Raw genomic sequence first — 25,144 nt, forward strand, 5'->3', positions numbered from 1 at the left:
TTCGGCCTCGCCCAGCGGCGGTGTCTGTCTGGGGTTTCTGCCTCCGCTGCTTCTGCTTCGCCCGCCTCAACTGCTCGTGCTTCTGCTTCGCCTACTTCGGCAGCAGCTCCGACTTCACCTTCTTCAGCGGCTTCGACGCCTTCGCCCGCTTCGGCTCGGCCCTCGCGACTCTGCGCTTCAGGCCCGGCGTCGCCTGCCACATCAGTTCCGCCGACCACACCCGCTTCGGCGACTTCGCGCACCTCGGCATGTGCCTCACGGCCCTGCGCTTCCGTCCCGGCGTCGCGTGCCAGGTCGGTTTCGCCGACCACCTCGGCACGACCTTCGCCGACCACACCCACTTCTGCAACTCCGCCCGCCTCAGGCCGAGCCCCACCGGCCTGCGCTTGCGGCCCGTCTCCAGCCGCCGCGACCTCGGCTTCGCCAGCTACTTCAGCGGCTTCGACGCCTTCGGCGACTCCGCCCGCCGCAGCCGGAGCCTCGCCACCCTGCGCTTCGGGCTCAACGTCAGGAGCCACATCGTTTCCGCTGGCCACCCCGGCACGAGCTTCGCCGACCGGACCGACTTCGCCGACTTCGCCCGATTCAGTCTGAGCCTCGCCGCCGTGTGCGCCCGGCTCGTTGTCAGATGCCGCGGGCTCAGTTTCGCCGGCTACTTCGGCGCTAGCGTTGCCGATCTTGTCCGCTCCGGTCTGGACTGCTCCGCCGTCTTCTTCGGCTTCGGCGACTTCGCCCTGCGCATGCTCAGCTTCGCCCGTCTCAGCCTGGGCCGCGTCGGCTTCGCTCGCTTCGGCGCGCGCGGCTCCAATCTCTGCGGCCGCGGCTGAAGCTTCGTCGAGCGGTTCGTCTCGAGCAGCGGTGCCTTCAGCCGACTCGCGACGAGCGCCTTCGCCGTCCTGAACTCGCGAAGCTTCGGATGATTCAGCTGCCGTCTCTTCAGCGCCTTCAGCCACTCCAGGGTGAGCGACTTCAGCTTGGGCTTCGGGTTCTCCGGCTGCTTCGACCTCGGCAACGTCCGATTCGGGCTCACCGAGATCCGCGGCGTCGACACCGAGGTCGTGGCCGCGACCGTCCACATCGTTCGCCTCGGCTTCGGCCGGAGCCGGGGCGCGGGTGGCGTCGGCGTGGGGTCCAGTGCGGAGCTTGCGGGCGATGTGCCCGAGTCCGCGTGGCGCCCGCATGGTTCGAACCCTCCTCGGGGTCACCCGGTGGTGAGCCCGATGGTTGCCTACGTCGTGTGAAGATTCAGTACTCAGCTTGGCGGCGGTTCACCCGTACGGGAACCCACAGATGCAGTAACTGCCCGCCTGTCCGGACTATCTGCACACGAGACGGGAGCGTTACCCCTCGTCGGCGGCGGATTCGGCAGCGGTGCACTCGCCCGACGGCCAGCCTTGGGTGTGAAGCCAGGCGAGGGTCTCGTCGCCGAAGGGGTTGACGCCGGGGCCGGCGGCGAGGGTGTGGGCGAGGTGGACGTGGAGGCACTTCACGCGCCCCGGCATGCCGCCGGCGGTGACCTGCGTGCCGAGGGACTCGATGGCGTCGCGCTCGGCGAGGTAGGTCTCGTGGGTGCGCAGGTACGCCGCGGCGAGCTCCGGGTCGGTCTCGAGCCGCGCGGTCATCTCCTTCATCACGCCGGACGCCTCCAGCGTGCCGACGAGCGACGTCAGCCGCGGGCACGTCAAGTAGTACAGCGTGGGGAACGGGGTGCCGTTCTCGAGCCGCGGGCTCGTCTGCACCACCGACGGGTGCCCGCTCGGACACCGCGCCGCCACGGCACGCAACGCTCGCGGCGGACGCCCGAGCTGCTCCCTGATGATCTCCCGGTCGGCATCGGTGACCGGCTCGAAGCGGGGGGTTTCCGTGCTGCTGTTGCTGCTGTTCACGTCCCCCAGGTTAATGCCGCCGGCCCCCGGCCCCTCCGCCGCCTCCGCCCGAACCCCCGACTTATCCACAACTCGGCTCCCCTGTGGACAACTCGGCCCCTCACGGCCTCGACCACCGTTTTCACCGGCCCCCGCCGATAGAATGGAACGGGGACGCCCCCTTTTGGAGGTTGGGGGCCTGCCGTCCCGGTGGCGGCGCGCGATTTGTGCTCAAGCGAGGCCGGGCGCAGCGGAGGATCATGAGGCGTTGTGCCTCATGCACGCCCTCGAATGTCGGGCGTGCAACCCCGGTCCCAGGCAGAGGAGAATCCATGACAGGCACGACGAAGGGCCTTGGCCTGGGCTCAATCGTCGTGATCACGGCCGGAGCAGTGGTGCTGTCCGTCGGATCCATCAGCTACCAGGCCGACTCCGGAACCGGAGCGAACATCGGCGCCGACGTCGCTCTGACGTTCGGCCCCTACCTCGTCGCCCTGGGCCTGCTTCTGGGCATCGGCGCCGCCGTGGCCCACTTGACCGGCCGGGCACGCCAACGCCGCTAACCCGTGCCACCAGGCGTTTTCACGCCCGCCTGAGCCACCTCGGCCTCCCACCGCAGCAGATCACCCGGCTGACACTCCAGCACCTCACAAAGCGCCGCCAGCGTCGCAAAGCGCACGGCCTTGGCGCGGCCGTTCTTCAGCACCGCCAGGTTCGCCGGCGTGATCCCCACGCGCTCCGCGAGCTCGCCGACCGACATCTTGCGCCGGGCCAGCATCACGTCGATGTCGACGGCGATGGGCATCAGATCACCTCGTCGAGCTCGGCCTGCAGCTGCGTGGCCTCGACGTCGCGGGCGACGGCCTGGGCCAGGAGCATGCGGAGCACCAGCACGATGAGCGCGACGCCCAGGATGGCCACGCCGATGCCGCCCATGATGAGGGTGACGCCGGGGTCGTCGCGCTGGCCGGGGGCGTTGATGGCCGTGACCGTGAACCACACGAGGGCCGCCGCGACGATCGCGCCGATGACGATGTCGACGTAGCGGAAGGCGGCGGGCGAGAACACCGTGCCGCGGCGCACCATCGTCACCAGCCGCCACACGCAGACCACGGCGATCTGCACCGTCACCAGGCCGACGATCGTGACGAGGCGCAGCGCGGTCAACGGCAGCGTTCCGTCCTCCGGATCGCTCCCGGTGATCAGCACCCACACCATCAGCACCTGGATCAGCACGGTTCCGGTGAGCACCACCGCGAGCACCGTGCGCAGTGCGTTCACTGCCAGCTTTCCCACAGGGCCATCCTCCCATCGAGTTACGATGGGAATCTATCGAAATTCGATAGGTGAAGCAATAAGAAAACGGCGGGGCACCCGAAGGCACCCCGCCGCTCAAACACCGAGAACTCACCCGCCCGACACGGAGTCCCACAGCTTCTCGTACCAAGACCCCTGCGGAACCGCCGCGGGGTTGGCCGCGGGCGGCGGTGCGGACGGCTGGTCCTCCGGCAGCTGCACGATGTACGGCGTCTCCCCCGGCTTCACGTACCGCAGCCGCCGGCGGGCCTCCGCCTCGATCTGCGCCGGGTCGCTGAGCTGGGCCTTGCGGTCGCGCAGGACGTCGACTTCCTTCTGCAGCTGGGCTTGCTGCGCCTCCTGGTCACGCACTTCCGAACGCTGGCTCAGGTACGTCCGCAGCGGCACGGCGACGGTGAACGCCAGCGCACACACGACGATCGCCACCACGGCCGCGCGCCGGGTGGTCGACATGCCGAGCACCTTGGCCGCGCCGGACGCGCGTTTGGCCGCGAGGCCACGGCGCAGCCGAGCCCTGGTCGTCTCCGAAGCGCCGGAAGCGTCGGAAGCACCCGAAGAAACAGGGCGACGCCGCGCCGACGCGGGGCGACGGGCCCGCGTGGACCCGCCTCCCTCGGCGCGCCGGGTCCGCGAGGACCCGGCGCCGGTAGCGCCGCGACGGCTGCGCGCCCTCCCCCGGTCGGCCATGAAACCCTCAGGCCTCCGCGGTGAACCGCGGGAAGGCGAGGTCGCCGGCGTAGCGCGCGGCGTCCGCCAGCGTCTCCTCGATGCGCAGGAGCTGGTTGTACTTCGCGATCCGCTCGCCGCGCGCCGGGGCGCCCGTCTTGATCTGGCCGACGCCGGTGGCGACGGCGAGGTCCGCGATGAACGTGTCCTCGGTCTCGCCGGAGCGGTGGCTCATCATCGACTTGTAGCCGTACGACGTGGCCAGCGACACCGCGTCCAGCGTCTCCGACAGGGTGCCGATCTGGTTGACCTTCACCAGCAGCGCGTTGGCGGCGCGGCGGGTGATGCCCTCCTCGAGACGGTCCGGGTTGGTGACGAACAGGTCGTCGCCCACGAGCTGGACCTTGTCGCCGACCTCGGCGGTCAGCTGGACCCAGCCGTCCCAGTCGTCCTCGCTCAGCGGGTCCTCGATGGACACGAGCGGGTAGTCGCGCAGCAGTTCGGCGTAGTAGGCCGACATCTGCTCGGCGCTGCGCTTGGTGCCCTCGAACGTGTAGGCCCCGTCGGCGAAGAACTCGGTGGCGGCCACGTCGAGCGCGAGCGCGACGTCGCGGCCCGGCGCGTAGCCGGCCTTCTCGATCGCCTGCAGGATCAGGTCGAGCGCCTCGCGGTTGTTTCCAAGGCTCGGGGCGAAGCCGCCCTCGTCGCCGAGGCCGGTGGACAGGCCGCGGCCCTTCAGCACGCCCTTGAGCGCGTGGTAGACCTCGGTGCCCCAGCGCAGCGCCTCGCGGAACGACTCGGCGCCGATCGGCGCGATCATGAACTCCTGGATGTCCACGTCGGTGTCGGCGTGGGCGCCACCGTTGAGGATGTTGAGCATCGGCACGGGCAGCACGTGCGCGTTCGGCCCGCCCAGGTAGCGGAAGAGCTCCAGCTCGGCCGACTCGGCGGCGGCCTTCGCGACGGCCAGCGAAACGCCGAGGATCGCGTTGGCGCCCAGGCGCGACTTCGCGGGCGTGCCGTCGAGGTCCACGAGCTTCTGGTCGACGATCCGCTGGTCCACGGCGTCGACGCCCACCAGGTCCGGACCGATCTCGTCGAGCACCGCGGCGACCGCGCGCTCCACGCCCTTGCCGTTGTAGCGGCCGGTGTCCCCGTCACGCAGCTCGACTGCTTCGTGCTCACCGGTGGACGCACCCGACGGGACAGCGGCCCGCGCCAGCGTGCCGTCGTCGAGCGCCACCTCCACCTCGACGGTCGGGTTGCCACGCGAGTCCAGAATCTCGCGCGCGCCTACCTGCTCGATGAGAGCCACGCCATGCTCCTCAGTGGGTCGTGCCTGCGGTGACGCCGCCCAGAGTAGCCGTCCGCGGCTTTCACCCGTTGGAGGCACGGCCATTCCGCTCAGTGCCCGTCAGTGTCCTTCCGAGCCCTCCGGGCGCACTTCGCGCCACCCGGACGGCAGCTCGACGGTCTCCGACGTCTGCTGCCAGAACGTCCAGCTGTTGCCCCCGGGGTCGGCCACCGTGAACACGCGCGCGCCGTACGGCTGGTCCTGCGGCGGCCCCGGCTCGGCGTCCTCGCCCAGCGCGGACCGCACGCGCTCGTACTGCGCGTCGACGTCGGTCACGTAGATGATGTTGAGCTGCCCGACCGGTCCCTCGACGCCCTTGGCCGCCCAGTATTCGGGACCCACGCCCGCGAGCTGGACCGTTCCGGTACCCGCGCAAAGCGTCGCCTGGAAGACCTCCCCGGACGCGTCCTCGAACCGCACTTCCTCCCGGAAGCCGAAGACCCTGGTCAGCCACTCCAGCGCCGCCGTCGCGTCGGTGTAGTAGAGGTAGGGCGCCAGGCCCAGGTAGCCGGGTTCCTGTCCGCTGCTCATGGCAGGACAGTCCACCACGACCCGTCCGCCGCCTCGTGCGAGGCCCTCCGGAGCGGTATCGTCGGAGTGACCATGACGGACGCCGCAGCAGCACCAGAGCCCACCGGCGAAGACCGTTTCCGTGCCTTCCGCCAGGCCGAGGATCTGGTCGATCGCCACCGCCCGCTCGACGCGCTCAAGGCGCTCGAACCCCTGCTCGACGAGACGGACAAACCCAGTGTCCAGCTCCTCGCGGGCCGCGCCTACTTCCATTCCGCGCAGCTGCGCCGGGCGGAGCGCGCGTTCACGCGGGTCCTCGAGCTGGATCCGACGGATCACTACGCCCGCTTCGTCCTCGGGCGGACCCTCCAGCGCCTCGGCCGGTTGGCCGAGGCGCTGGCACAACTGCGGATGGCCTCGGCGATGAACCCCGTGCCGGAGTACCTGGAGGCGATCGCGGAAGTGACGGCGCGGATCACGCTGCAGGACCGGTGACGGGCTCGGCCTTTCGGTCGATCAGCGGTTCTTCGGGTGTGACCTTTCGGCGTCGCCGCTCGGCCGGTCGGCTGATCCGGCGGACCCCCCTCGCGAGCGAACCTTGAGTCATCACGGAGAACGACCCGAGGAGCTCGAGATGAACGTCTTCACCTTCATCGCCGTCTACGCCGGCCTCGCCGTCCTGCTGCTGGCGGCCCTGTCGCCGGTGATCGTCGAGTTGGACGCCCGGTTCCCGGTGGGCCGCCGCTTGCGCGCCACCGCCGCTTCTGCTTCGCCTGCCGTGCCTGCCGCGCCGCGTCCGGCCAAGGCCCTCAAGGGCACGCGGATCACCGCCCACGCCTGAGGCGCCTTAGCACACGGCCGACTCGCCGCCCGGCTAACTGAGCGACTTATCCACACCGCGGTCCGCTGCGCGCGGGGTTGTCCACAGATTCCGCGAAGCCGGTTTCCAGGCCGCTGACCTCGGTAGACTGGGTTCGGGGACGCCCCCCTCGGGAGGGCGGGGGCCTGTCTTGCCGGCCGGTGGTCAAGGAGCAACACTCGCAGCCGCGTAGGAGTCGGCGGCGGTGTCGAGGGCGGTGTGGGCCGATAAGCCGGTGCCCCGGGGAGCAGTGCCACTGATTTCGCCGCGTTTCCGCGGCGCGTGCGGATCAGAGAAGTAGACGGCATTCCTGATTCCAGTCCCGCGAGCGTTGCAGCTGCGCGGGCAAGGTCGAGATCTTCACCACGGATGCTGGTTGCGGCGCAGCTCGCGAGCGACCGTCAACACCGCCTGGCCCGGCTCCAACGCGATCGCCCGCGACGGCGCCCCCGGACAGACGAACCCGACCTGCGAGAACGATTTGCTCCGCCCGGCTCAGGAACCGGACCGACATCGCCGCCACCACAACCGGCTCGCCATCCCGCGCGGCGGCCTCGGCCCACCAGCGTTTCGCCGCCTGATCAGCTGATCCCACTTCCCCAGTCCCGGCAGGCACCACTCAGCAACAAGACACACGCCACGCTGAACGAGTCCTGAATCCGCGGCGGCGACACCCGATCCCGATACCCGCGACGATGGCGGCCTGTCTTGCCGGCCGGTGGTCAAGGAGCAACACTCGCCGCTGCGTAGGAGTCGGCGGCGGAGAAGACGGACTGCACGTAGTCCACCGAGGCGTTGTAGAACAGCATCGCGCGCCACCAGCCCGAGGGGGTGGCGAGGTCGTCGCCGCCGGAGCAGAGGTAGCGGGCGGCCGTGAAGGCGGCGTCGTCGATGTTCTGGGGGTTGGCGGGTTTGCCGTCGCCGTTGGCGCGTTCGGCGTATTTCTTCCACGTGGCCGGGGTGAAGTGCAGGGGGCCGAGTTCGTGGTCGGCTTTGCGGTCGCCGTCCAGGGCGCCGGAGTCGGTGTCCGCGCCCGCGGCAGCGCCGACGACGGAGGGGGTCACGTCCCCGGAGGAAGACACCGCGAGGGAAGGCGTGGCCAGGTGGCCGACACCCGCGAGGGTCGCCCAGGACAGGTGGCAAGCCGGTTTCTGGCGGCGCATCCACATTTCCGCGCGGCCGTAGGCGGCGAGGACCCGGGCGGGCAGCTGCGTCTTGCCCGCCACGCGCGTGGCCCACGCATCGAGTTCGGCCTGGTCCGATTCGGTCGGGCGGTCGGGCGGGGCGGCCAAGCCGGCACGCGGAGCCGAACCACCCGATTGGGGACGCTGCGGTGGCACCGAGAACGACGACGTAGCCGGAGCCACAGCCGGAGCGGCCGAAGGAGCCGGGTCGCGCACCCCGATCGTCACCACCAGCACGATCCCCGTGAGCACCAGCCCCAGAGACAACGCGATCCGGCTGACGTAGCGACGGGGCGGAGACGTCGTCTGAGTGGTATCGGCCACCCGGACAGGTTACTTCTCCCACCTTCGCGTGACGCCATATCGGGTGATCACGAAACGCCCGACCGGACACAGTCAGAGGCCGATCGAACACTCCCCGAGACCGCCCCACCCCACCAAAGGCAAGCGGACGGTTAACTCCCAGCCCCAGCAGCTCACGTCACACAATTCGTTATGGATCCGCCGCCCACGTCGCTGACCTGCGGTTACCCTAACCTAACCCGACCGGGTAGTCCGATTTGTCCGGTCACCCGCCGAGCCTCGGGCGTACGCTCCTCTGGACTTACAGGCAAGCCTTACCTAAAAACATCAGGTCAGGTATGCGGAGGAGGGCTGAGCAGTGGTGTTTTCGAGCGCGCTCATCGGGTTGCGCGAAGGGCTCGAGGCCGCCCTGGTGGTCAGCATCCTGGTGGCGTTCCTGGTCAAGACCGACCGGCGCCACGCGCTGAAGTTCGTCTGGCCGGGTGTGGGCGCGGCGGTGCTGCTGTCGGTCGCCGTCGGCGCGATCCTGACCTACAGCACCGCGCAGCTGAGCTTCGAGCACCAGGAGCTGCTGGGCGGCAGCCTCTCGATCGTCGCGGTCGCGTTCGTCACGGCGATGATCTTCTGGATGCGCAAGGCCTCCAAGCAGATGGCCGCGGAGCTGCGCGGCAAGATGGAGGACGCGCTCAACGTCGGCCCCGCCGCCGTGCTGCTGCTGTCATTCCTCGCCGTCGGCCGTGAAGGCCTCGAGACGGCCGTGTTCTTCTACTCCGCGGTGCAGACCGCGCAGTCGGACACGATCCAGCCGCTCATCGGGTTCGTGGTCGGCATCGCCGCCGCGATCGTGATCGCGTACCTGCTCTATCGCGGTGCCGTGCGGTTCAACCTCGCGAAGTTCTTCACCGTCACCGGTGTGCTGCTGGTGTTCGTCGCCGCCGGCGTGCTCGGCTACGGCCTGCACGACCTGCAGGAAGCCGGCTTCATCCCCGGCCTGACCACCCTCGCGTTCGACGCGTCGAGCACGCTGCCGGAAACCTCTTGGTACGGCGCGCTGCTCAAGGGGGTCTTCAACTACTCGCAGCAGACCACCGTGTTGCAGGCAATCGCGTGGGTCGCCTACGTGGTGATCGTGCTCCCGCTCTTCCTCAAGCCCACCAAGAAGAAAACCGTCACGGCTGAAGCCGCTGCGGCCGCTGTCAAGGAGTGACCGTGCCCCTTTCTCCCAGAACCCCACTGGCCGTGCTCGCCGGGGTCGGCGCCCTCGTGGCCCTGTCCGCGTGTGACAGCACCGACTCCGCGACGAGCGGCTCCGGCGCCGCGGGACCGATCAAGGTCGAGGCTTCCGACAGCACCTGCGCCGTCGCCGCGAACACCGCCAACGCGGGCAACGTGACGTTCGAGATCACCAACAAGGGCACCAAGGTCACCGAGTTCTACCTCTACGCCGAGGGCGACCGGATCATGGGCGAGGTCGAGAACATCGCCCCCGGCCTCAACCGCCGGCTCATCGTCGAGGTCCCCGAGGCCGGCAAGTACCAGACGGCGTGCAAGCCCGGCATGGTCGGCAACGGCATCCGCGGCGACTTCACCGTCACCGGCGGCGCGCAGAAGCAGACCGACACCGACTCGCAGAAGGCCGAAGCCACCAAGAGCTACGCCACCTACGTCGCCAACAACACCGCCGCGCTCGAGACGGAGACGCAGAAGTTCGTCGACGCCGTGAAGGCCGGCAAGGTCGACGAGGCGAAGGCCGAATACGCCACCACGCGCGTGTACTACGAGCGCATCGAGCCCGTCGCGGAGAAGTTCGGCGACCTCGACCCGGCCATCGACGTGCGCGAGGCCGACCTCGAGTCGGGCCAGAAGTTCACCGGGTTCCACCGGCTCGAGAAGGACCTGTGGGTCACCGGCCTGCAGCCCGACAGCCCGCAGATCGCCGACAAGCTGCTCACCGACGTCAAGGACCTGGTCGCCAAGACCAAGACGCTGCAGCTGAGCGCGCTCGACCTCGCCAACGGCGCCAAGGGCCTGCTCGACGAGGTCGCCACCGGCAAGATCACCGGCGAGGAAGAGACGTTCTCGCACACGGACCTGTGGGACTTCCAGTCCAACGTGGATGGTTCGAAGGGTGCGATCGCCTCGCTGCGCCCGATCCTGCAGGAGCGCGACCCGGCGCTGGTGTCCACTCTGGACAAGCAGTTCGCCAACGTGCAGGCGCTGCTGGACAAGACGCGCGTGGGTGACGGGTTCAAGTACTACAACCAGCTGTCGCAGGACGAGATCAAGGCGTTCGCCTCGGCGGTCGACGCGCTGAGCGAGCCGCTGAGCAAGGTCGCGGAGGTTGTGTCGAAGTGAGCGAAGAGGGCACCCGCGTCTCCCGCCGCAAGCTGTTCGGCCTGGCGGGGGCGGGGGTCGCCCTGGCCGGCGCGGGGGCGGCGGCCGGGGTCGGCATCGACAGAATGGGCGGTTCCACGGCGCAGGCCGCGGTGACCACTGTGGACTTCCACGGCGAGCACCAGGCCGGCATCGTCACGCCGACCCAGCAGAACCTGCACTTCGCGGCGTTCGACGTGACGACCACCGACGTCGGCGAGCTGCGGCAGCTGCTGCGCACGTGGACGTCGGCGGCGCGGCGGATGACGGCGGGCCAGGAGGTGGTGCCAAACGGCGCCGTCGGCGGCGCGGCCGAAGCCCCGCCGGGCGACACCGGTGAGGCGCTGGACCTGCCCGCGTCCGAGCTGACGTTGACGATCGGTTTCGGTCCGTCGCTGTTCGACAACCGGTTCGGCCTGGCGTCGAAGCGGCCGGCGCAGCTGATCGACCTGCCGCTGTTCCCGAAGGACAAGCTCGACCCCGCGCGCACCGGCGGTGACCTGTGCATCCAGGCGTGCGCCAACGACCCGCAGGTCGCGGTGCACGCCGTGCGCAACCTCGCGCGGCTCGGCTTCGGCGTCACCGAGGTGCGCTGGTCGCAGCTCGGCTTCGGCCGCAGCGCGTCGACCTCGCGCGAGCAGGCCACGCCCCGCAACCTGTTCGGCTTCAAGGACGGCACCAACAACATCAAGTCCGAGGACACCGACTTCCTGCGCGACGAGGTGTGGGCCACGGCCGGCGACGGCCAGGCCTGGATGGCCGGCGGCTCGTACCTGGTGGCCCGTCGGATCCAGATGCACATCGAGACGTGGGACCGCGAACCGCTGGAGGGCCAGGAGCAGATCATCGGCCGCACCAAGGGTTCCGGCGCGCCACTGGGCCAGACGGCGGAGTTCGACGAGGTCGACCTCGGCGTCCGCGGCGCCGGCGGCGTGCCCCTGATCGCCGACGACGCGCACATCCGCCTGGCTTCGCACCAGACGCTGAACGGGACCCGGATCCTGCGGCGCGGCTACAACTTCGTCGACGGTTCCGACGGCGTCGGCCACCTCGAAGCCGGCCTGTTCTTCCTGGCCTTCAACCGCGATACGCGCAAGCAGTACGTGCCCATGCAGCAGGCGCTGTCGTCGAAGGACGCGATGATGGAATACGTGCAGCACACCGGTTCGGCGCACTTCGCGGTTCCGCCGGGCCTGACCCCCACCTCGAACTGGGGCGACGGCCTGTTCGCTTGACTTCAAGTGGGGTTGAACTTGCACGGTGGAGTGCATGTTCACCTCAGCAGAGCTCGACTACCTCGCCACGCAGGGTCTCGGCCGGCTCGCCACCCAGCAGCCGAACGGGACCCTGCAGGTCAGCCCCGTGGGCTTCACCTACAACGCCGAGGCCCAGGCCATCGACATCACCGGCTACCACCTGACCCAGAGCCGCAAGTACCGCAACGTCGCCGCCAACGGCCGCGCCGCCTTCGTGGTGGACGACCGCCCGTCGCTGAACCCCATGCGCGTGCGCTGCCTGGAAATCCGCGGCCACGCCGAGGTGCTGACCGACGTCTTCGCGCCCGACGGGCACCTCGACGGCGCGGTCATCCGGCTCCACCCCGAACGCATCATCAGCATGGGCATCGACGACGGTGACGTGCCGCCGTTGGAGATGAAGCCGAACAACCGCAACGTCTGAGGCCGCTACCGGATCGTCGACCAGAACCCGCACTGGTGCTCGGCTGCCGCGTCCACCGGCTGGATCTGGTCGGGCACCAGCTGAAGCCGCCCGTGCGCCGTCCCGGCCGGCCACTTCGGGGCGCCCGCGTGATTCGGATTGCCGGTGCGGGCGAAGGTCGTCCAGTAGGCGATCATGCTCGCCGCCAGGTCCTGCTGGGGCTGGGTCTTCAGCAGGTCGAGGCCGCCCAGGTCGAACAGGTACGGCAGGTCGGACGCGTGGGCCGCGCCCGGGGAGAAGCCGGGGACGTTGATGCCGTTGACGTTGGGGGCGTTGGGGTCCGCGAACTCGTACGGGTACACGGTCGTGTGCCGCGCGAGTTCCTGGTCGGCGGTCACCGTGGGGCAGGCCCAGCCCGCGTCGGTGGTGACGGTGGCCCAGGCCAGTGGCGCGGATCCGTAGCGCGCCAACGGGTACTGGGCCGCGACGCGGTCGGCGTCGGCGCCGAAGGCGGCCTTCAGCAGAGCCGGGTAGGTCTGGTCGGTGATCAGCGTGGGGTCGGCCATCACGGCGCCGCCGACGAACGCGCGCTCCTCGTCCCGGTTTCCGCCGGAGATCACCGGCACGTGCGCGAACTGGCCGTACTGCAACGCCCTCGCCGGGTCCAGCGGCAGCACCGGCGTGCCGTAGGCGAGGTGGTCGGAGAAGCTCTGGTTCAGCGCCACCAGGTCGGCCGCCGGTTTGCCGCGCATGCACGCCAGTTCGTCGCTCTGGCAGCCGTTGCCGTGCGCGGCGTCGAGGCCGTCGGCCTGGTCCTGCCGCAGCGACGTGTAGGGCCGGTCGGCGGGCGCGCCCGGGAACAGCGCGCCGGCCGGCCAGTTCAGCCGGCACGAACCGGAGGACATGATCGCTTTGTCGACCAGGCCGCGGGCCTGCGGCGACGTCAGCATCGCGCACACCGACATGCCGCCGGCCGACTCGCCGAAGATGGTCAGGTTGTCCGGATTCCCGCCGAACGCGGTCGCGTTGCGCTTGGCCCACTTCAGGCCGGCGATCTGGTCCTGCAGCCCGAAGGTGCCGGATCCGCGCAGGCCGGGGAGGCCGTAGTAGCCGAAGACGCCGAGGCGGTAGTTGAGCGTCACGACGATGACGTTGCCCTGGTCGGCCAGCCGGTCGGCGGTGTAGCCGTCGCCGGCGCCGCTGGTGTAGCCGCCGCCGTGCCACCACACCATCACCGGCAGCTTGGCGCCCGGCGCCATGCGGCGCGGGGTGGTGACGTTGACGAACAAGCAGTCCTCATCGGCCGACGCGGGCTGCCCCGGCCCGGCCGCGGTCTGCGGGCAGTGGCTGCCGGCCTTCGTGGCCTCGCGGACGCCGGACCACGACGTCGCGGGTTGCGGCGCAACCCAGCGCAGCGCGCCCACCGGCGGTTTCGCATAGGGCACGCCGAGGAAGTGGCGGGTGGTCGCGTTCGCGTCGCCGTGCAGCAGGCCGGTGTCGACCCGGACGGTCATCAGCGCGTCCTCGGCCGCGGCGGCCGCGGCGCCGGTCGCGGTGGACAACGCGAGCACCACCACGGCTGCGGCGGCGGCGATCCTGTGAAGCCTCATCAGTCTCCCCTTGGTGCTGTGGTTGCGATGTCGAACAGGGTCTGCAGTTCCGAGGCGTACGGCTCGACGCAACCGCCGCCCGCGATGTGGGCCAGCGCCGCGTCGAGCGCACCGCGGACGGTCGCGCACATGACGTCCACGTCGAACGCGCGGAACTGGCCCTGCTCCTGACCCGCGCGCAGGCCGGCTGCCAGCTCCGCCATCTCCCGCGTGTGCCGGTGGTGCCCGGCGCGTGGCACGCCGTCTTTGTCCGAATAGATCTTGCTGAGCGCCGCCATCTCCGTCGGGTGCGCGGCGTACAGCTCGACGCTGCCGCCGATGAACGTCAGCAACGCCTCGCGCGGCGAGGCCGCCGCCGCCATCCGCGGCCCCAGGAACTCCAGCCCGAGGTCGTACACCGACCGCACCACCTGCTCGATGAGCTCGGCCCGGTCGCGAAAGTGGTACGTCAGCACACCGCGGCTGACCCCGGCCCGCTCGGCGATGCGCACCGTCGACGCCTTCGCCGGCCCCACCTCGGCGATCAGCTCGATCGCACACCGCACCAGCTGCTCGCGACGGGCCGCGTGGATGAAGGACGCGGTGTCGCCTTCCTGAGCTGGTTGAACAGACATGTTCAACCAGCTAGCAGCCCTGTTCAATCGGTGCCACTCATCGAAAAAGCCAGTTGTCGTACCCGCCCCTCGTGCGAGTACGACAACCGGCCGGTCCCCCAGGTCAGCGGCGCGCCCCCACCGCCGAGTACAGCCCCGCGCCTACCACGAACAGTCCGCCCGCGACCCACCACGACACCGCGACGTCCGAGGGCTGCAAAGGCCACGCCAGCACGCGGAACAGCCCCACCGGTTCCGCAGGTGCGAAGAGCGCCAGCACCAGCCACAGCAAAGGCAGCGTCCACCCGAACTGGCCGCCGAAGGCGAACGCGGCCAAGCCTGCCAGGCCGACGAGGCCGAGGCCGTCGCGCAGGATCACAGGGGCTGGGACGGCCGAGGCGCGCACGAGGAGCAGCACGCCGACCGCCACGACGCCCACCAGCACCAGGTGCACGAGCCGCCGCGGGAACCAGCCGAAGGCGGCGGTGCGGTCGAGGTCCACGTCCTGGCCCGAGAGCCCGGTGGCCGCGACGGCGACAGCAGCGCCGAGGGCCAGCGAGGCGAACAGCACCGACCAGTCGGCGCCGGCCAGGATCCGGATCACGAGCGGGCACAGGACCAGGGCCGCAAGGGACGCGGGCAGGCGGCGAGAGCGGGCGTAGAGCGTCAGCCACCTCATTGCGACGCCCCGGTCAGCAAGGCGTACGGGTCGCCGGAGCAGGTCTGCTGAGCCTGGTACGCAGCCGAGACGCGCGCGAGCTGCTCGGCAGCGGGCAGGGCGCGCAACTGCGCCCCCACGTCGTGCATCGGCGTGGTCAGCCAGGAACCGTAGTCGTCGGCGTGCGGTGGATCGCCCGGGTCGCCGAGGAGCCAGGAGGCGATGATGTAGCGCGCCTTCGTGGCGGTCGGCGGGCCGGAGCAGAAGGGGGCGGTCGCGAGGAGCTCGTACTCGAGGTCGCGGCCGGAGACGTCACGCAGTTCGGCGTCGTCGCGGCGGACGACGAGCGCGGACGGGTCGCCGGGGCCGTGGGCCCTGTTCTCCGAGGTCGTCGTCTCTACGACATGCGTCGGCGCGGACGGCAGCTTTGCCAGCAGTGCCAACGCATCCTTTCCCGGTCCGGCCACAGTGGACAGCCATTCGCCGTGCAGGGCCGTGACGCACACCGGACCGTCGCACACGGGCGCGGCCGCGCTCGGGTTGTCGACGAAGTTGTCAGTCGCCGTGGCCGGGAAGATCGGGATCGCGATCGCCAGCCCGACGAGAGCCGGCAGCACGGCGAACCAGCGCCGGGCCGCGAGCACCAGGAACCCCGTGGCGGCGAGTCCGAGCAACCAGCACAGCTGACCGATCGACACCGAAACGACCGGGTCCACGAACGCGCTGTACGGCTGTCCACCCGCGGGCGAGAGCAGCGCGATCCGGTTCGGCACCGCCTGCTGCACGGCACTCCCGCGCACCCCCCCGACCTGCAGGAACACGCCCACCACCAGCGCCACGACCCCGGCGGCCGGCGCCGTCAGCGGGTGCGGCAGCAGCCGCCCGACGGCGAGCCCGACGGCGGCACCCGCCACCACCGAAGCGACGCCGACCAGCAACGGCAGCACCCACGTGAAGGTGAACACCCCGTCGTTCGCGATCACCTGGCCGAGTCCGATCGCGACGATCAGGAGGTAACCGGCCACGGCGGACAGTCCGATGACGAGCCCGACCTTCGCCGTGCGCCGCGCGACGGGCAGCGGGGTCGTGGCCAGCAGTTCGTCCATTCCGGACCGTCGGTCACGCATCCCCTGGATCGCGGCCGCACACACGATGATCGGCCACAGCAGGGAAAGCAGGTAACGAGACCAGAGGATCGACGGTGTCCACTGGAGGTTCCACGCCTCGGCGTCCTTCCACCACGGCCCGCTGAACAGGAAGAAGAAACCCAGCCCCACGGCCAAGAGCGCGAACAGGAGCCAGGGCGCGATCGTCCGGCGCGCCTCCGTGCGCAGCACGCTCACCAGGAACCCCTCCCCCGGTCGTGGTTGAGCAGCGCCGAGTAGCCACGCTCGATGGGGCTGTCGCCGATGTCTTCGGGCGTGCCGGCGGCGGCCAGCTGGTCGGGCGTGCCCTGGAAGACGAGCTTGCCCTCGGCGAACAGCACCACGTCGGTGCACGCCGTGGCGACGTCTTCCACCAGGTGCGTCGACACGACGACACACGAGTCCTGTCCGAGCTGCGCCATGAGCTCGCGGAAGCGCACGCGTTGCGCCGGGTCGAGGCCCGCGGTGGGCTCGTCCAGCAGCAGGATCTGCGGGTCGTTCACGATGGCCTGCGCGATGCCGACGCGGCGGACCATGCCGCCCGACAGCGTTTTCAGCTTGTCGTCGGCGCGGTCGGCCAGCCCCACGCGCTCGATCGCGCGCTGCACGGCGGCGGGGATGTCCTGTTTGGACATCTCCTTCAACCACGCCAGGTACTCGACGAACTCACGCACCGTGAACCGCTTGTAGTACCCGAACGTCTGCGGGAGGTACCCGATCCGCCGGCGCAGGCGGCGCTGGTCGATGTGTCCCCCGACTGACTCACCGAGCAGCGCCAGCCTGCCTTCCGCCGGCCGGAGCACTGTCGCCAGTGCTCTGATCAGCGTGGTCTTGCCGGCCCCGTTGGGCCCGAGCAGGCCGTGGACTCCCTTGCCCAGGGACAGATCCAGGCCGTCGACGGCCATTTTCCGCCGCCCCACCCGTACTTTCAGCGCTTCCGCCTGGATTTCCCAGGCATAGGTCGACGGAGCGACCTCAGCGGCTTCGACTGCCCGCATGTCCATTGTCCCCTTCCTCCCTCAGTGATGCGCGCTGAGCCGCGTGAAAGCGCTCCGGCGGAGCACCACCACCACAGCCGTCAACGCGAAGATCCCGCCCCAGACCGGGAGCGATCCCGGTTGCAGTGCGAACGAAGAACCCTTGGCCACCGTCGGCAGCACCAGCACCGCGATCCACGCCGCGACCAGCACGAACGCCGCCCGGCTCACGCCGATGAGCCCGCCCAGCGCCAGGGTTCCCGTGGTGAACGCGAGGCTCGGCAGCAGTGCCAGCCCCAGATTCGTGCCGGTGAGCCAGCCCGCGACCAGCAACACCGGAACGACGGTCACCAGCACGGCCGTCGTGCGGCGCAGCACGAGGTCCAGACCGGCCCGCGGACTCGCGGCGACCAGCTCGTACGCCGGATCGAGGCCGCGGGACCACGACGCCGCGACGCCCAGCACCGGCAGAACCGGTGCGAAAATCTGGACGAACGACAGGTTTCCCTGGAACCCGCGGTCGAGCAGTACGGCCACGACCGCCACCAGCACCGTCATCACCAGCCACGGCAGCATCACCGGGGTCGCCCAGCTGCGGGCCGTGAAGCGGCCGGGTACGCGTTGGGGCTTGGTGGTGAGCTGGGGCTGGAGTCCATTCCAGACCGTCTCGATCATGGGGTCCGATGTGGACAGTTGCGCCAGCCGCGCGCGGCAGACGGAACACGTCTCCAGGTGGGCCTCGGCGGCCCACTCCTCGTCGCCCGGCAGGGTGCCGCCTTCGAGGTAGCCGGTCAGGAGTCGATCCGAGACGTGGTTCATGTCAGTGCCTCTCGCATGGCGATCCGCGCGCGGCGCGCCCGCGTCTTCACAGTTCCTTCCGGCAGCCCGAGCAGCACAGCGGTCTCGCGGACGGACAGCCCGTCGAGCACCATCGCCTGCAGGACCTGCCGCAGCTCGGGGGCGAGCGTGCGCAGCGCGTCGCCCACCTCGTCGCCGACGGTGCCCCGGAGCGCTTCCTCCTCCGCCGCCGGCGCGATCACGTCGACCTGCGTCACGGTCGGCACCTGCGCGTGCTGCGCCCTCCGCCGAAACGCGTCGACCAGCCTTCTCGCGGCGATCGTCCACACCCACCCGACCGCCGACCCGCCGGCCGCAGCTCCGGCGAACGACCCGGCCGCGCGCCACACCGCGAGGTACGTCTCCTGCATGACCTCCGCGACGACCTGCTCATCCGCACACCGGCGCCGCAACCGCACCGCCAACCAGGGCGCCGTCCGCCGGTAGAACTCCTCGAACGCCGCCCGATCACCCCGCGCAACCCGGCGGACGAGCTTCTCCTCGTCCACCTCTGTCGCGGGCTTCTGGTGCTTCACATCAGGCAAGACGCCGCGAATCATCCCACGGTTCTCGTCGATGTGTGGTTTGGGTCACACCCCTGGGTGCAGGGCTGCGTGCCGCGGCTGGAAGTGGTTGTGACCGGGGGATGCACGAATGGCCTGGACCGCTGAGGCAGCGGAGGCGACGGGCAAGGTCGCTCGGATGCTCCGGCCTGCTCGCGACGCTGCGGGAATCCGGCCTCGGCGTGCGAGGCACACAGCCGACAGGGGCGAACCCGCCGTGGTGGTTACACCACTGGGTGCAGGGCATACGGGCCGCAGGCGGCCGCTGCGGGATGGCGCGGAAGGCCTGCGATCGCCAGCGCGGCGAAGCGCCGAGAAGCGGCGACGCCCGCCGGCCCGCGCCTCCGCGGTCACACCGCCCGGGTACAGGGCATCCGAGCCGCACGCGGCAGCGCCGTAGCGCAGAAAGCCTCAACCACCAGTGCGGCCGCGCGGCGAGAAGCAGCGACGGCCGTTGGCCAGTGCCGCCGTGGTTACACCACTGGGTGCAGGGGCATGCGGGCCGCCGGTGGGAGTGGCGACAGTTGCGGGGTGGCGCGGAAGGCCTGGATCGCCAGTGCGGCGAAGCGGCGGGAAGCGGCGATGCGGGCGGCGGGCGAGGTGGCGTGGATGCCGTTGTTGGCCATGAGGACCAGGACGAGGTCGTCGACGACGAAGTCGGGGCGGAGGTGGCCCGTGGTTTTGGCGCGGCGCGCGAGCTCGGCGATCGAGGCGAGGGCGGAGTCGCGGGTGGTGGTGAAGTCGAAGGCGCGCGGGAAGCGCGAGAGGAACGCGGCGGTGAAGCCGCGGTCGCGAGCGTGGACGGCGAAGAGTTTTTCGATCACCAGGCAGAAGCCGAGCCACGGGTCGGGGGTGGCGAGGCCCTCGTCGACGATCTGGCGGCAGATCTGGAGCTGATCGGCGAAGGCCGCGCCCGCCAGGTCTTCCTTGGTCGGGAAGTGGCGGTAGAGCGTGGCCGGCCCGACGCCGGCGCGGCGGGCGATCTCGCGCATCGGGACGTCGAGGCCTTCGGCAGCGAAGACCTCGCGGGCCGCGGTGAGGATGCGGTCGCGGTTGTCGCGGGCGTCGGAGCGGAGGGGGCGCGAAGCGGCTGAGTCGCCGACCTCAGCGCGCGGCGTGGCGGGCCGCGAAGCAACCGGGCCCACGCCAGCTGCAGGCGACGCAGCATCACCCGAGGCAATGGCCTCCGAGCCCGAGGCCCGCGAAGCGTCCGCAGGCGAAGCGGCATCAACCGAGGGAGCGTCCGCGCGTGAAACAGCGGGGCGCGAGGTCTGAGGCAAACGAGCCGTCACGCTCTCACTTTAGCCGAAGCGGACGCCCCCGTCCGTTAGCGTCGGTGGCCGTACGAGAGGAGAACACGCAGGTGAAAGCAGTGGCGATTCAGGACTTCGGGCCGGCCGACGGGTTGCGGGTCGTCGAGGTGCCGGAGCCCGCACCGGGGGCGGGGCAGGTGCTCATCGAGACCGAGGCGATCGGCGTGGGCGGGGTCGACGCGGTGATCCGGCGCGGCACGCTCGGCAGTTACGGCTTCAAGACCGGCCACATCCCCGGCAGCGAGGTCGCCGGGACGGTCATCGGGGTCGGCGAAGGGCTCGACGGGAGCCTGAAGGGCCGGCGGATGTGGGCGTTCACCGGAACCGGCGGCGGGTACGCCGAGAAGGCGGTGGCCAGCGACTTCCTGCCGATCCCCGAGAGCCTGAGCAGCGAAGACGCCGTGGCCATCGGCACGTCGGGAGCCGTCGCGCACTTCGCCCTGGCGCATGCGCACTTCCGGAAAGGCGAGGCCGTGCTGGTGCGCGGGGCGGCCGGGAGCATCGGGGTGTCGGCGGTTCAGCTGGCGGCAAGGAGCGCCAAGACCGTGGCCGTCACGACGTCGAGCACAGCACGAGGCGAGCGCCTCAAGAAGCTCGGCGCCACGGAGGTCCTCGACCGGGCGGCGAGCGGCGAAGGCAAGTACGACGTCATCATCGACCTGATCGCCGGCCCGAACCTGCCGGACGTCTTCGACAAGCTCAACCCCAACGGCCGCCTCGTGGTCGTGGGCGTGGTCGGCGGGATGCCGCCAGCCGACTTCGCCGCGAAGCTGCTGCAGAACTTCCAGAAGTCCCTCTCGTTCATGACCTTCAGCGCCGACACCGTGCCCCGCGCGGAACTACAACGAGTGCGCCTGGAGCAGTTCGAGGACGCGGCATTCCACGGCGTCGTCCACGAAATCCTGCCGCTCGACGAAGCCGCCAAAGCCCACCAGAAAATGGACGACGGCGAGGTCTTCGGCCGGATCGTCCTGAAGCCCTAACCCTGGATGAAGTCGCGGACGGACGTCACCGGGTCGCCCGAGCGCACCAGCGCCTCGCCGACCAGGACGACGTCCGCGCCCCAGCCGCGGTACTCCGCGACGTCGCCCGGGCCGGCGACGCCCGACTCCGCCACGCGCACACGGTCGGCGGGGATCTGCGGGCCGAGCTCCTTGAACACGGTCCGGTCGACCTCGAGCGTCGTGAGGTCACGCGCGTTGATGCCCAGCACCTGCGCGCCGGACGCGACCGCGCGCTCCAGTTCGCCGGCCGTGTGCGATTCCACCAGCGGCGTCAGGCCCAGCTCCACCGCGAGGCCGTACAGGTCGTCGAGCAGCGAACCCTCCAGCGAGACGACCATCAGCAACGCCAGGTCCGCCCCGGACGCCCGCGCCTCCCACAGCTGGTACGGCTCCACAATGAAGTCCTTGCGCAGCACCGGAATGTCCACCCGCGCCCGCACGGCTTCGAGGTCCGCCAGCGACCCGCCGAAGCGGCGACGTTCCGTCAGCACGCTGATGGCCGCCGCCCCGCCCTGCTCGTACTGGCCCGCGAGCGCGGCCGGGTCGGCGATCTCGGCGAGCGCGCCCTTGCTCGGGCTCTTGCGCTTCACCTCGGCGATGATCGACACGCCGGAAGCGCGGAACGCGGGCAGCGGATCCCGCGTCGGCGGCAGGTCGCGGACGCGCGCCTGCAGGTCGGCCAGCGACGTCGACCGCTTGCGCTCCTCCAGATCCTCCCGGACACCCTCGAGAATCCCGTCCAGCACGCTCATACCCAACTCCTCCACCGACGACCGCCCAGCCACCATCGTCGGTCCACCCGGGACAGAAGGCACGCGGGAGTGCGCGCGATCACTGCGTGACGTACCGCCCAGGGCACCCAGCGTGGCCGAACGGACGCGCGAAAAAGCCCCGAAACGCCCGTTACGGCCAGAACTTGCGCCAGCCGTCCGCTTCCAGCGTCGACGGTTCCACGCCCGCCTCGCGCGCCGCATCCTCGGCCGCCCGGATGTCCCGCGCGAACTGCTTCGCGACGGCCCGCAGCTCACCTTCGGGATCGGTGCCCGCCCGGCGCGCCGTGGCCGCCGTGCGGAACAGCTGCGCCGCCGGGTCCGAGCCCGCCGGGAACAGGTCCAGCGGAATCCCCGCCCGCCCGCTGCGTTGCCCGAGCTTCGCGGCCAACGCGACGGCCGGCTGACCGAGCGCGACACCGTCCACAATGGAGCGACGTTGCTTCTCCGCCTGCTTGAGCTCTTCCCACTTCAGGTTCTGCTGGTCGACCGTGGCCACCTTCGCCGCGTCGGCGAACACGTGCGGGTGCCGCCCGACGAGCTTCGCCGTCAACGCCCGCGCGACGTCGTCGATCGTGAACGGGTCCTCGGCGTCTTCCGCGGCCACGCGGGCGTGGAAGAGCACCTGCAGGAGGACGTCGCCGAGCTCTTCGCGCAGGGCCTCGCGGTCGTTCTCCTCGATGGCGTCGAGCAGCTCGTAGGTCTCCTCGACGAGGTACTGCCGGAGCGTTTCGTGCGTCTGCACCGCGTCCCACGGGCAGCCGCCGGGCGAGCGCAGCCGGTCCATGACCTCGGCGGCCTCCACCAGCGGCGCGACCGGGGCCTCGATCACGCGCGCACCCGCGGCCACGAGCGCGGCGGCTTCCGGCGACGAGGTCGACGCCGTGATCAGGACGCGGTCGCCTGCGATCCCCGCCGGAACCGGCGGCACCCCGAACTGGGCGGCGTCAACGTCCGAAGCCGCGTACACCGCGGCGCCACGCAACAACCCGACCGCTTCGGCCGGCACCGTCGCCCCGTGCGCGACGACGACAACCGACCCGCTCACTGCTGAGCCGGAGCACTACCCCGGACGGGCAGGAGGAGGCCCTGAAGGCTGTTCGCGTTGGCCGCGAGGTCCATGCCCACGGTGTCCCACACGCCGTAACGCGGGTTGATCTTGTAGTCGACGTCGCCGACATACGGCTGCAGCATCCGCACCCCGATCGCCCCGATCTGGTCCGGCGTCGGCTGCTGCGCCTGGTCGGTCGAGACGGGCTTGTCGGTGGAGCGCTGCTTCACCACGGCCACGATCCACTCGCTCGGCAGCTGGCTCGGGTTGGGCTGGAACGCCATGACGTTGTTCGGCTCCGTGCCGAACAGCACCGACCCGGCATCGGCGGGCGACGACAGCGCCGCAAGCGGTTCGCCGACGTTGCCCTGCGCGCCCTTCGCCAGATCCGCCTGCACGGCGGCCGGGTCGGCCGCGTACGTCTGCGCCTTCGCCAGCGCTTCGGCACGCGAATCGGCCGGGTCGACCGACGGCGCCTGACCATCGGCGGTCGGCCCGGCGATCACGACGTAGTCGAGAGTGACCGACAGCTTCGGCAGGTACTTCACCGCGAGCTGCTGCTCCAAGTACGCGTCGGTGAGCGCTTCGCGGTGGTCGCGGGTCCGCTGCACGAGCTGTGTCACGGCCGCGGGCTGGTCCTGCGCGAGGTTCTCCGGCATGGGTCCGGCGAGCGGGTCGCCCTGCGCCAGGGCGGCGGAGATGGTGGCCTCGTCGGCGACGAGGCCTTCCTTCTGCGCCGCCTTCTGCACCACGGCGTGCAGCAGCTGCTGGCGGACGATCTCCCGGCCCACCAGGTCGAGCTTGTGCTGCGCGGCGAGCTGCTGCGCGTACGGCTGCTCCTGGACGGCCTTGTCCAGCAGGGTCTGCACCTGGTCGATGGTGGTGACCTGGCCGTCGATGACGGCCGCGGCGCCCACCTGGCTGGGCCCGGCGCCGCACCCGGCGAGCAGAAGGCCACTGGCGACGACACCCGCCAGCGCGCTAGACCGTTTCTTCGAGCCGAGGCGCCCCATGATCCGCATCACAGGCCATACCCTCTCACACCGCCGCCCCCGAAACGCAACACCATCGGGGTGCGCGAAGCGTTATTGTCGACAAATGGACTCATGGTTGTCGATCGAGGTTCTCGACGGGGAGTTCCCGGCCCGCGCCTGGCAACGCGCGCACGGCGACAACCTGACCGAAGCCGCAGTGACTCACGGGGCTTTGCAGTGGACCTGGCACGTGCACCAGTGGGGTGTCACGTTGGAGATCGAGTTCCCCGACCTGCTGGAACGGGAGCGGTTCCGCGGCCTGGCCGCCGTGACGGCCGCGCTGGACGCGGTACCGGACCCCGACCGGGGCCTGGTGATCTACAACGGCCGCGGTGGCGGGTCGGGATCGCGGGTGCCGCGCCACCCCCGGCCCAAGCCGAGGGCCGACGCGGGCGCGGTGCCCACGCCGAAAGAGGAAGTCCGTTTACAGCTGGCGACAGGTGAGCCGCCGATGTTCCAGCTCAGTGCAGACGGCTGAGGAGTTCCTGCCACGCGGCCGCGGGGACGGTGATGTGGCCGGCTCTTCTCATCGATACGGCCGTGGGGCTGGTCAGAACTGGAGCTGCAGACCTTCGTCGGAAGCTGGATAGAGCTCGGCGACGAGGTCTGTGATGAACCGCCTCGAGTCGGTCTCGGTCAGCGCTTGCTCGCGCAGGCGCCGACGGAGGTTGCCGTACATGGCGATCTCTTCGGGATCTTCGAGGAAGAGATTGACCGCCTCGGTGTCGATGTACACCACCGAATCCGCTTCTTCGAACTCCAGTAGCGCGAAGCCTCCACTTGCCCCTACATGGGGACCGGCTGAAGCCGGCACGATTCGAATCGAGATGTCCGGCCGTACCACCAAGCGCAGCAGATGGTAAAGCTGCTCGGCCATGAGGTCCGCTCCACCGAAGTCGAGCCGCAGCACGAACTCGTGAAGGACGAATTCGAACTGGGTCTGCGACTGGTCGAGAACATCGCGGCGCTTCATCCGCCGGTTGACATACCCCTCGAGATCGCCCTGCAGGTTGACCGAGGATTCCATCTGCGCTCGGCAGTATCGCTCGGTCTGCATGAAGCCGGGAATGAGGTTCGACTGAAAGGCGAAGATGGAGGAAGCCTCGGCTTCGAAGTTCTCCAAAGTCCGCAACCGCCGCCTTCGCCGGTCCAACGGAGACTCCACGAGGCCGAACTTGTCTATGTCTTCGCAGAGCGCATAGATTTCGTCGGCCTCCTCGCCGACCACGCCCATGAGGGTGAGCATCTTGACCACGTCTACGTACTTGGTGCCACGCCTCGCGTAGAACATGTTGGAGATGCGGGTCGGCGGCCAGTCCAGCCGGCGCGACATTTCCCGCACACCCCAATGGCGTTCGGCCATCAGCTCTCGCAGACGGACACCGAGTTGGCGCCCCCGCACAGTCGAATAGCGATCATGCATGCGAAAGACGGTACGGCCGAAACCGCTTACGCTCCAACGTTTGCGCTGGTGGTTCCCCCAAAAGTCGGGGTGTTTC

30 protein-coding genes are annotated in these 25,144 nt (G+C 70.2%); 11 read left to right on the forward strand and 19 right to left on the reverse strand.

Going from position 1 to position 25,144, the window contains the following annotated elements; genetic code table 11:
• Positions 1-20: 20 nt before the first annotated feature.
• Together ACQPXB_RS43300 and ACQPXB_RS43305 are read left to right on the forward strand one after the other, a co-directional pair.
• Positions 21-827 carry a hypothetical protein gene (locus tag ACQPXB_RS43300; protein ID WP_432847723.1) on the forward strand — a complete coding sequence of 269 codons (807 nt, stop codon included), beginning with the start codon at positions 21-23 and terminating at the stop codon, positions 825-827.
• Between the two features lie 132 nt (positions 828-959).
• The gene (locus ACQPXB_RS43305; RefSeq protein WP_432847725.1) at positions 960-1,241 is read left to right on the forward strand and encodes a hypothetical protein; all 282 of its coding nucleotides are present in this window, start codon (positions 960-962) and stop codon (positions 1,239-1,241) included.
• Between the two features lie 99 nt (positions 1,242-1,340).
• Here ACQPXB_RS43305 and ACQPXB_RS43310 read toward each other — a convergent pair whose 3' ends face one another.
• A complete protein-coding gene (locus ACQPXB_RS43310) occupies positions 1,341-1,895 on the reverse strand; it encodes a DUF501 domain-containing protein (RefSeq protein WP_432857045.1) in 555 nt (184 codons plus the stop codon).
• Between the two features lie 302 nt (positions 1,896-2,197).
• On the opposite strand from ACQPXB_RS43310, the gene ACQPXB_RS43315 reads away from it, so the two are divergent.
• Complete coding sequence (locus tag ACQPXB_RS43315; protein WP_366585635.1) at positions 2,198-2,428, forward strand: hypothetical protein; 231 nt, start codon at positions 2,198-2,200, stop codon at positions 2,426-2,428.
• On the opposite strand, the gene ACQPXB_RS43320 is transcribed toward ACQPXB_RS43315, so the two are convergent.
• The 5 genes from ACQPXB_RS43320 to ACQPXB_RS43340 all read right to left on the reverse strand — a co-directional run bounded on the left by ACQPXB_RS43320 (position 2,425) and on the right by ACQPXB_RS43340 (position 5,733).
• Positions 2,425-2,670 (reverse strand): helix-turn-helix domain-containing protein, encoded by a 246-nt coding sequence (locus ACQPXB_RS43320; protein ID WP_366585633.1) that lies wholly within the window; start codon positions 2,668-2,670, stop codon positions 2,425-2,427. The genes ACQPXB_RS43315 and ACQPXB_RS43320 overlap by 4 nt on opposite strands.
• Positions 2,670-3,161, reverse strand: a complete 492-nt coding sequence (locus ACQPXB_RS43325; protein ID WP_432847727.1) for a DUF2975 domain-containing protein — start codon at positions 3,159-3,161, stop codon at positions 2,670-2,672. The genes ACQPXB_RS43320 and ACQPXB_RS43325 overlap by 1 nt, the downstream gene beginning before the upstream one ends.
• A 111-nt stretch (positions 3,162-3,272) precedes the next feature.
• Positions 3,273-3,635: an FtsB family cell division protein gene (locus tag ACQPXB_RS43330; protein WP_220244275.1), complete on the reverse strand. Its 363-nt coding sequence runs from the start codon at positions 3,633-3,635 to the stop codon at positions 3,273-3,275.
• Positions 3,636-3,876: 241 nt separating this feature from the next.
• Positions 3,877-5,163 (reverse strand): phosphopyruvate hydratase, encoded by a 1,287-nt coding sequence (gene eno, locus ACQPXB_RS43335; protein ID WP_220244276.1) that lies wholly within the window; start codon positions 5,161-5,163, stop codon positions 3,877-3,879.
• Positions 5,164-5,262: 99 nt separating this feature from the next.
• Complete coding sequence (locus ACQPXB_RS43340) at positions 5,263-5,733, reverse strand: VOC family protein (RefSeq protein ID WP_366585629.1); 471 nt, start codon at positions 5,731-5,733, stop codon at positions 5,263-5,265.
• A 72-nt stretch (positions 5,734-5,805) separates the two neighbouring features.
• On the opposite strand from ACQPXB_RS43340, the gene ACQPXB_RS43345 reads away from it, so the two are divergent.
• The gene (locus tag ACQPXB_RS43345; RefSeq protein WP_366585627.1) at positions 5,806-6,207 is read left to right on the forward strand and encodes a tetratricopeptide repeat protein; all 402 of its coding nucleotides are present in this window, start codon (positions 5,806-5,808) and stop codon (positions 6,205-6,207) included.
• 139 nt (positions 6,208-6,346) lie between these two features.
• Positions 6,347-6,553 carry a hypothetical protein gene (locus tag ACQPXB_RS43350; protein ID WP_432847730.1) on the forward strand — a complete coding sequence of 69 codons (207 nt, stop codon included), beginning with the start codon at positions 6,347-6,349 and terminating at the stop codon, positions 6,551-6,553.
• Positions 6,554-7,293: 740 nt separating this feature from the next.
• Here the strand turns inward: ACQPXB_RS43350 and ACQPXB_RS43355 are convergent.
• Positions 7,294-8,007, reverse strand: a complete 714-nt coding sequence (locus ACQPXB_RS43355) for a murein transglycosylase (protein WP_432857048.1) — start codon at positions 8,005-8,007, stop codon at positions 7,294-7,296.
• Between the two features lie 409 nt (positions 8,008-8,416).
• Here ACQPXB_RS43355 and efeU point away from each other — a divergent pair, with 409 nt between their 5' ends.
• Genes efeU through ACQPXB_RS43375 form a run of 4 tightly spaced genes read left to right on the forward strand, consistent with a single transcriptional unit; the run spans position 8,417 to position 12,111 of the window.
• The gene (gene efeU, locus ACQPXB_RS43360; RefSeq protein ID WP_366585623.1) at positions 8,417-9,265 is read left to right on the forward strand and encodes an iron uptake transporter permease EfeU; all 849 of its coding nucleotides are present in this window, start codon (positions 8,417-8,419) and stop codon (positions 9,263-9,265) included.
• Between the two features lie 2 nt (positions 9,266-9,267).
• Positions 9,268-10,413 (forward strand): iron uptake system protein EfeO, encoded by a 1,146-nt coding sequence (efeO, locus tag ACQPXB_RS43365; protein ID WP_386953865.1) that lies wholly within the window; start codon positions 9,268-9,270, stop codon positions 10,411-10,413.
• A complete protein-coding gene (gene efeB / locus ACQPXB_RS43370) occupies positions 10,410-11,666 on the forward strand; it encodes an iron uptake transporter deferrochelatase/peroxidase subunit (protein ID WP_366585619.1) in 1,257 nt (418 codons plus the stop codon). Before efeO ends, efeB begins: the two co-directional genes overlap by 4 nt.
• Positions 11,667-11,700: 34 nt before the next feature.
• A complete protein-coding gene (locus ACQPXB_RS43375) occupies positions 11,701-12,111 on the forward strand; it encodes a PPOX class F420-dependent oxidoreductase (RefSeq protein ID WP_366585617.1) in 411 nt (136 codons plus the stop codon).
• A 5-nt stretch (positions 12,112-12,116) separates the two neighbouring features.
• On the opposite strand, the gene ACQPXB_RS43380 is transcribed toward ACQPXB_RS43375, so the two are convergent.
• From ACQPXB_RS43380 to ACQPXB_RS43415, 8 genes are all read right to left on the reverse strand, one after another.
• A complete protein-coding gene (locus ACQPXB_RS43380; RefSeq protein ID WP_432847733.1) occupies positions 12,117-13,700 on the reverse strand; it encodes a carboxylesterase/lipase family protein in 1,584 nt (527 codons plus the stop codon).
• Positions 13,700-14,314 carry a TetR/AcrR family transcriptional regulator gene (locus ACQPXB_RS43385; RefSeq protein WP_432847734.1) on the reverse strand — a complete coding sequence of 205 codons (615 nt, stop codon included), beginning with the start codon at positions 14,312-14,314 and terminating at the stop codon, positions 13,700-13,702. The genes ACQPXB_RS43380 and ACQPXB_RS43385 overlap by 1 nt, the downstream gene beginning before the upstream one ends.
• Positions 14,315-14,417: 103 nt before the next feature.
• Positions 14,418-14,972, reverse strand: a complete 555-nt coding sequence (locus ACQPXB_RS43390; RefSeq protein WP_432847735.1) for a hypothetical protein — start codon at positions 14,970-14,972, stop codon at positions 14,418-14,420.
• Positions 14,969-16,294, reverse strand: coding sequence for a hypothetical protein (locus tag ACQPXB_RS43395; protein WP_432847737.1), 1,326 nt, complete (start codon positions 16,292-16,294; stop codon positions 14,969-14,971). Before ACQPXB_RS43395 ends, ACQPXB_RS43390 begins: the two co-directional genes overlap by 4 nt.
• Positions 16,291-17,094 (reverse strand): ABC transporter ATP-binding protein, encoded by an 804-nt coding sequence (locus tag ACQPXB_RS43400; protein ID WP_432857051.1) that lies wholly within the window; start codon positions 17,092-17,094, stop codon positions 16,291-16,293. Before ACQPXB_RS43400 ends, ACQPXB_RS43395 begins: the two co-directional genes overlap by 4 nt.
• 21 nt (positions 17,095-17,115) lie before the next feature.
• On the reverse strand, positions 17,116-17,892 hold the full coding sequence (locus tag ACQPXB_RS43405; protein WP_432847738.1) for a zf-HC2 domain-containing protein: 777 nt from the start codon (positions 17,890-17,892) through the stop codon (positions 17,116-17,118).
• Positions 17,889-18,446, reverse strand: coding sequence for an RNA polymerase sigma factor (locus ACQPXB_RS43410; RefSeq protein WP_432857054.1), 558 nt, complete (start codon positions 18,444-18,446; stop codon positions 17,889-17,891). Before ACQPXB_RS43410 ends, ACQPXB_RS43405 begins: the two co-directional genes overlap by 4 nt.
• Before the next feature lie 500 nt (positions 18,447-18,946).
• Positions 18,947-19,516 (reverse strand): TetR/AcrR family transcriptional regulator, encoded by a 570-nt coding sequence (locus ACQPXB_RS43415; protein WP_366585735.1) that lies wholly within the window; start codon positions 19,514-19,516, stop codon positions 18,947-18,949.
• 320 nt (positions 19,517-19,836) lie between these two features.
• Between ACQPXB_RS43415 and ACQPXB_RS43420 the strand changes: the two genes are divergently transcribed.
• Positions 19,837-20,769, forward strand: coding sequence for a zinc-binding dehydrogenase (locus ACQPXB_RS43420; protein WP_432847740.1), 933 nt, complete (start codon positions 19,837-19,839; stop codon positions 20,767-20,769).
• Here the strand turns inward: ACQPXB_RS43420 and trpC are convergent.
• The 3 genes from trpC to ACQPXB_RS43435 all read right to left on the reverse strand — a co-directional run bounded on the left by trpC (position 20,766) and on the right by ACQPXB_RS43435 (position 23,633).
• Positions 20,766-21,542, reverse strand: a complete 777-nt coding sequence (trpC, locus tag ACQPXB_RS43425) for an indole-3-glycerol phosphate synthase TrpC (protein ID WP_432847742.1) — start codon at positions 21,540-21,542, stop codon at positions 20,766-20,768. The two genes, ACQPXB_RS43420 and trpC, sit on opposite strands and share 4 nt — an antisense overlap.
• A gap of 151 nt (positions 21,543-21,693) precedes the next feature.
• Positions 21,694-22,608 carry a MazG family protein gene (locus ACQPXB_RS43430; RefSeq protein ID WP_432847744.1) on the reverse strand — a complete coding sequence of 305 codons (915 nt, stop codon included), beginning with the start codon at positions 22,606-22,608 and terminating at the stop codon, positions 21,694-21,696.
• Positions 22,605-23,633 carry a hypothetical protein gene (locus ACQPXB_RS43435; RefSeq protein WP_366585597.1) on the reverse strand — a complete coding sequence of 343 codons (1,029 nt, stop codon included), beginning with the start codon at positions 23,631-23,633 and terminating at the stop codon, positions 22,605-22,607. Before ACQPXB_RS43435 ends, ACQPXB_RS43430 begins: the two co-directional genes overlap by 4 nt.
• Before the next feature lie 76 nt (positions 23,634-23,709).
• On the opposite strand from ACQPXB_RS43435, the gene ACQPXB_RS43440 reads away from it, so the two are divergent.
• On the forward strand, positions 23,710-24,123 hold the full coding sequence (locus ACQPXB_RS43440) for a hypothetical protein (RefSeq protein WP_432847746.1): 414 nt from the start codon (positions 23,710-23,712) through the stop codon (positions 24,121-24,123).
• 72 nt (positions 24,124-24,195) lie between these two features.
• On the opposite strand, the gene ACQPXB_RS43445 is transcribed toward ACQPXB_RS43440, so the two are convergent.
• Positions 24,196-25,068, reverse strand: coding sequence for a helix-turn-helix domain-containing protein (locus tag ACQPXB_RS43445; RefSeq protein ID WP_432847748.1), 873 nt, complete (start codon positions 25,066-25,068; stop codon positions 24,196-24,198).
• Positions 25,069-25,144: the final 76 nt, after the last annotated feature.

It is taken from the genome of Amycolatopsis sp. CA-161197, assembly GCF_050942255.1.
GTDB lineage: Bacteria > Actinomycetota > Actinomycetes > Mycobacteriales > Pseudonocardiaceae > Amycolatopsis.

Coding starts and splice junctions, on each gene's coding strand:
- ACQPXB_RS43445 (WP_432847748.1), bottom strand. CDS start 25,068: ATGCATGATCGCTATTCGACTGTGCGGGGGCGCCAACTCGGTGTCCGT.
- ACQPXB_RS43405 (WP_432847738.1), bottom strand. CDS start 17,892: ATGAACCACGTCTCGGATCGACTCCTGACCGGCTACCTCGAAGGCGGC.
- ACQPXB_RS43330 (WP_220244275.1), bottom strand. CDS start 3,635: ATGTCGACCACCCGGCGCGCGGCCGTGGTGGCGATCGTCGTGTGTGCG.
- ACQPXB_RS43375 (WP_366585617.1), top strand. CDS start 11,701: ATGTTCACCTCAGCAGAGCTCGACTACCTCGCCACGCAGGGTCTCGGC.
- ACQPXB_RS43440 (WP_432847746.1), top strand. CDS start 23,710: ATGGACTCATGGTTGTCGATCGAGGTTCTCGACGGGGAGTTCCCGGCC.
- ACQPXB_RS43400 (WP_432857051.1), bottom strand. CDS start 17,094: ATGCGGGCAGTCGAAGCCGCTGAGGTCGCTCCGTCGACCTATGCCTGG.
- ACQPXB_RS43435 (WP_366585597.1), bottom strand. CDS start 23,633: ATGCGGATCATGGGGCGCCTCGGCTCGAAGAAACGGTCTAGCGCGCTG.
- ACQPXB_RS43345 (WP_366585627.1), top strand. CDS start 5,806: ATGACGGACGCCGCAGCAGCACCAGAGCCCACCGGCGAAGACCGTTTC.
- ACQPXB_RS43320 (WP_366585633.1), bottom strand. CDS start 2,670: ATGCCCATCGCCGTCGACATCGACGTGATGCTGGCCCGGCGCAAGATG.
- ACQPXB_RS43385 (WP_432847734.1), bottom strand. CDS start 14,314: ATGTCTGTTCAACCAGCTCAGGAAGGCGACACCGCGTCCTTCATCCAC.
- ACQPXB_RS43315 (WP_366585635.1), top strand. CDS start 2,198: ATGACAGGCACGACGAAGGGCCTTGGCCTGGGCTCAATCGTCGTGATC.
- ACQPXB_RS43390 (WP_432847735.1), bottom strand. CDS start 14,972: ATGAGGTGGCTGACGCTCTACGCCCGCTCTCGCCGCCTGCCCGCGTCC.
- trpC (WP_432847742.1), bottom strand. CDS start 21,542: ATGAGCGTGCTGGACGGGATTCTCGAGGGTGTCCGGGAGGATCTGGAG.
- ACQPXB_RS43380 (WP_432847733.1), bottom strand. CDS start 13,700: ATGAGGCTTCACAGGATCGCCGCCGCCGCAGCCGTGGTGGTGCTCGCG.
- ACQPXB_RS43340 (WP_366585629.1), bottom strand. CDS start 5,733: ATGAGCAGCGGACAGGAACCCGGCTACCTGGGCCTGGCGCCCTACCTC.
- ACQPXB_RS43350 (WP_432847730.1), top strand. CDS start 6,347: ATGAACGTCTTCACCTTCATCGCCGTCTACGCCGGCCTCGCCGTCCTG.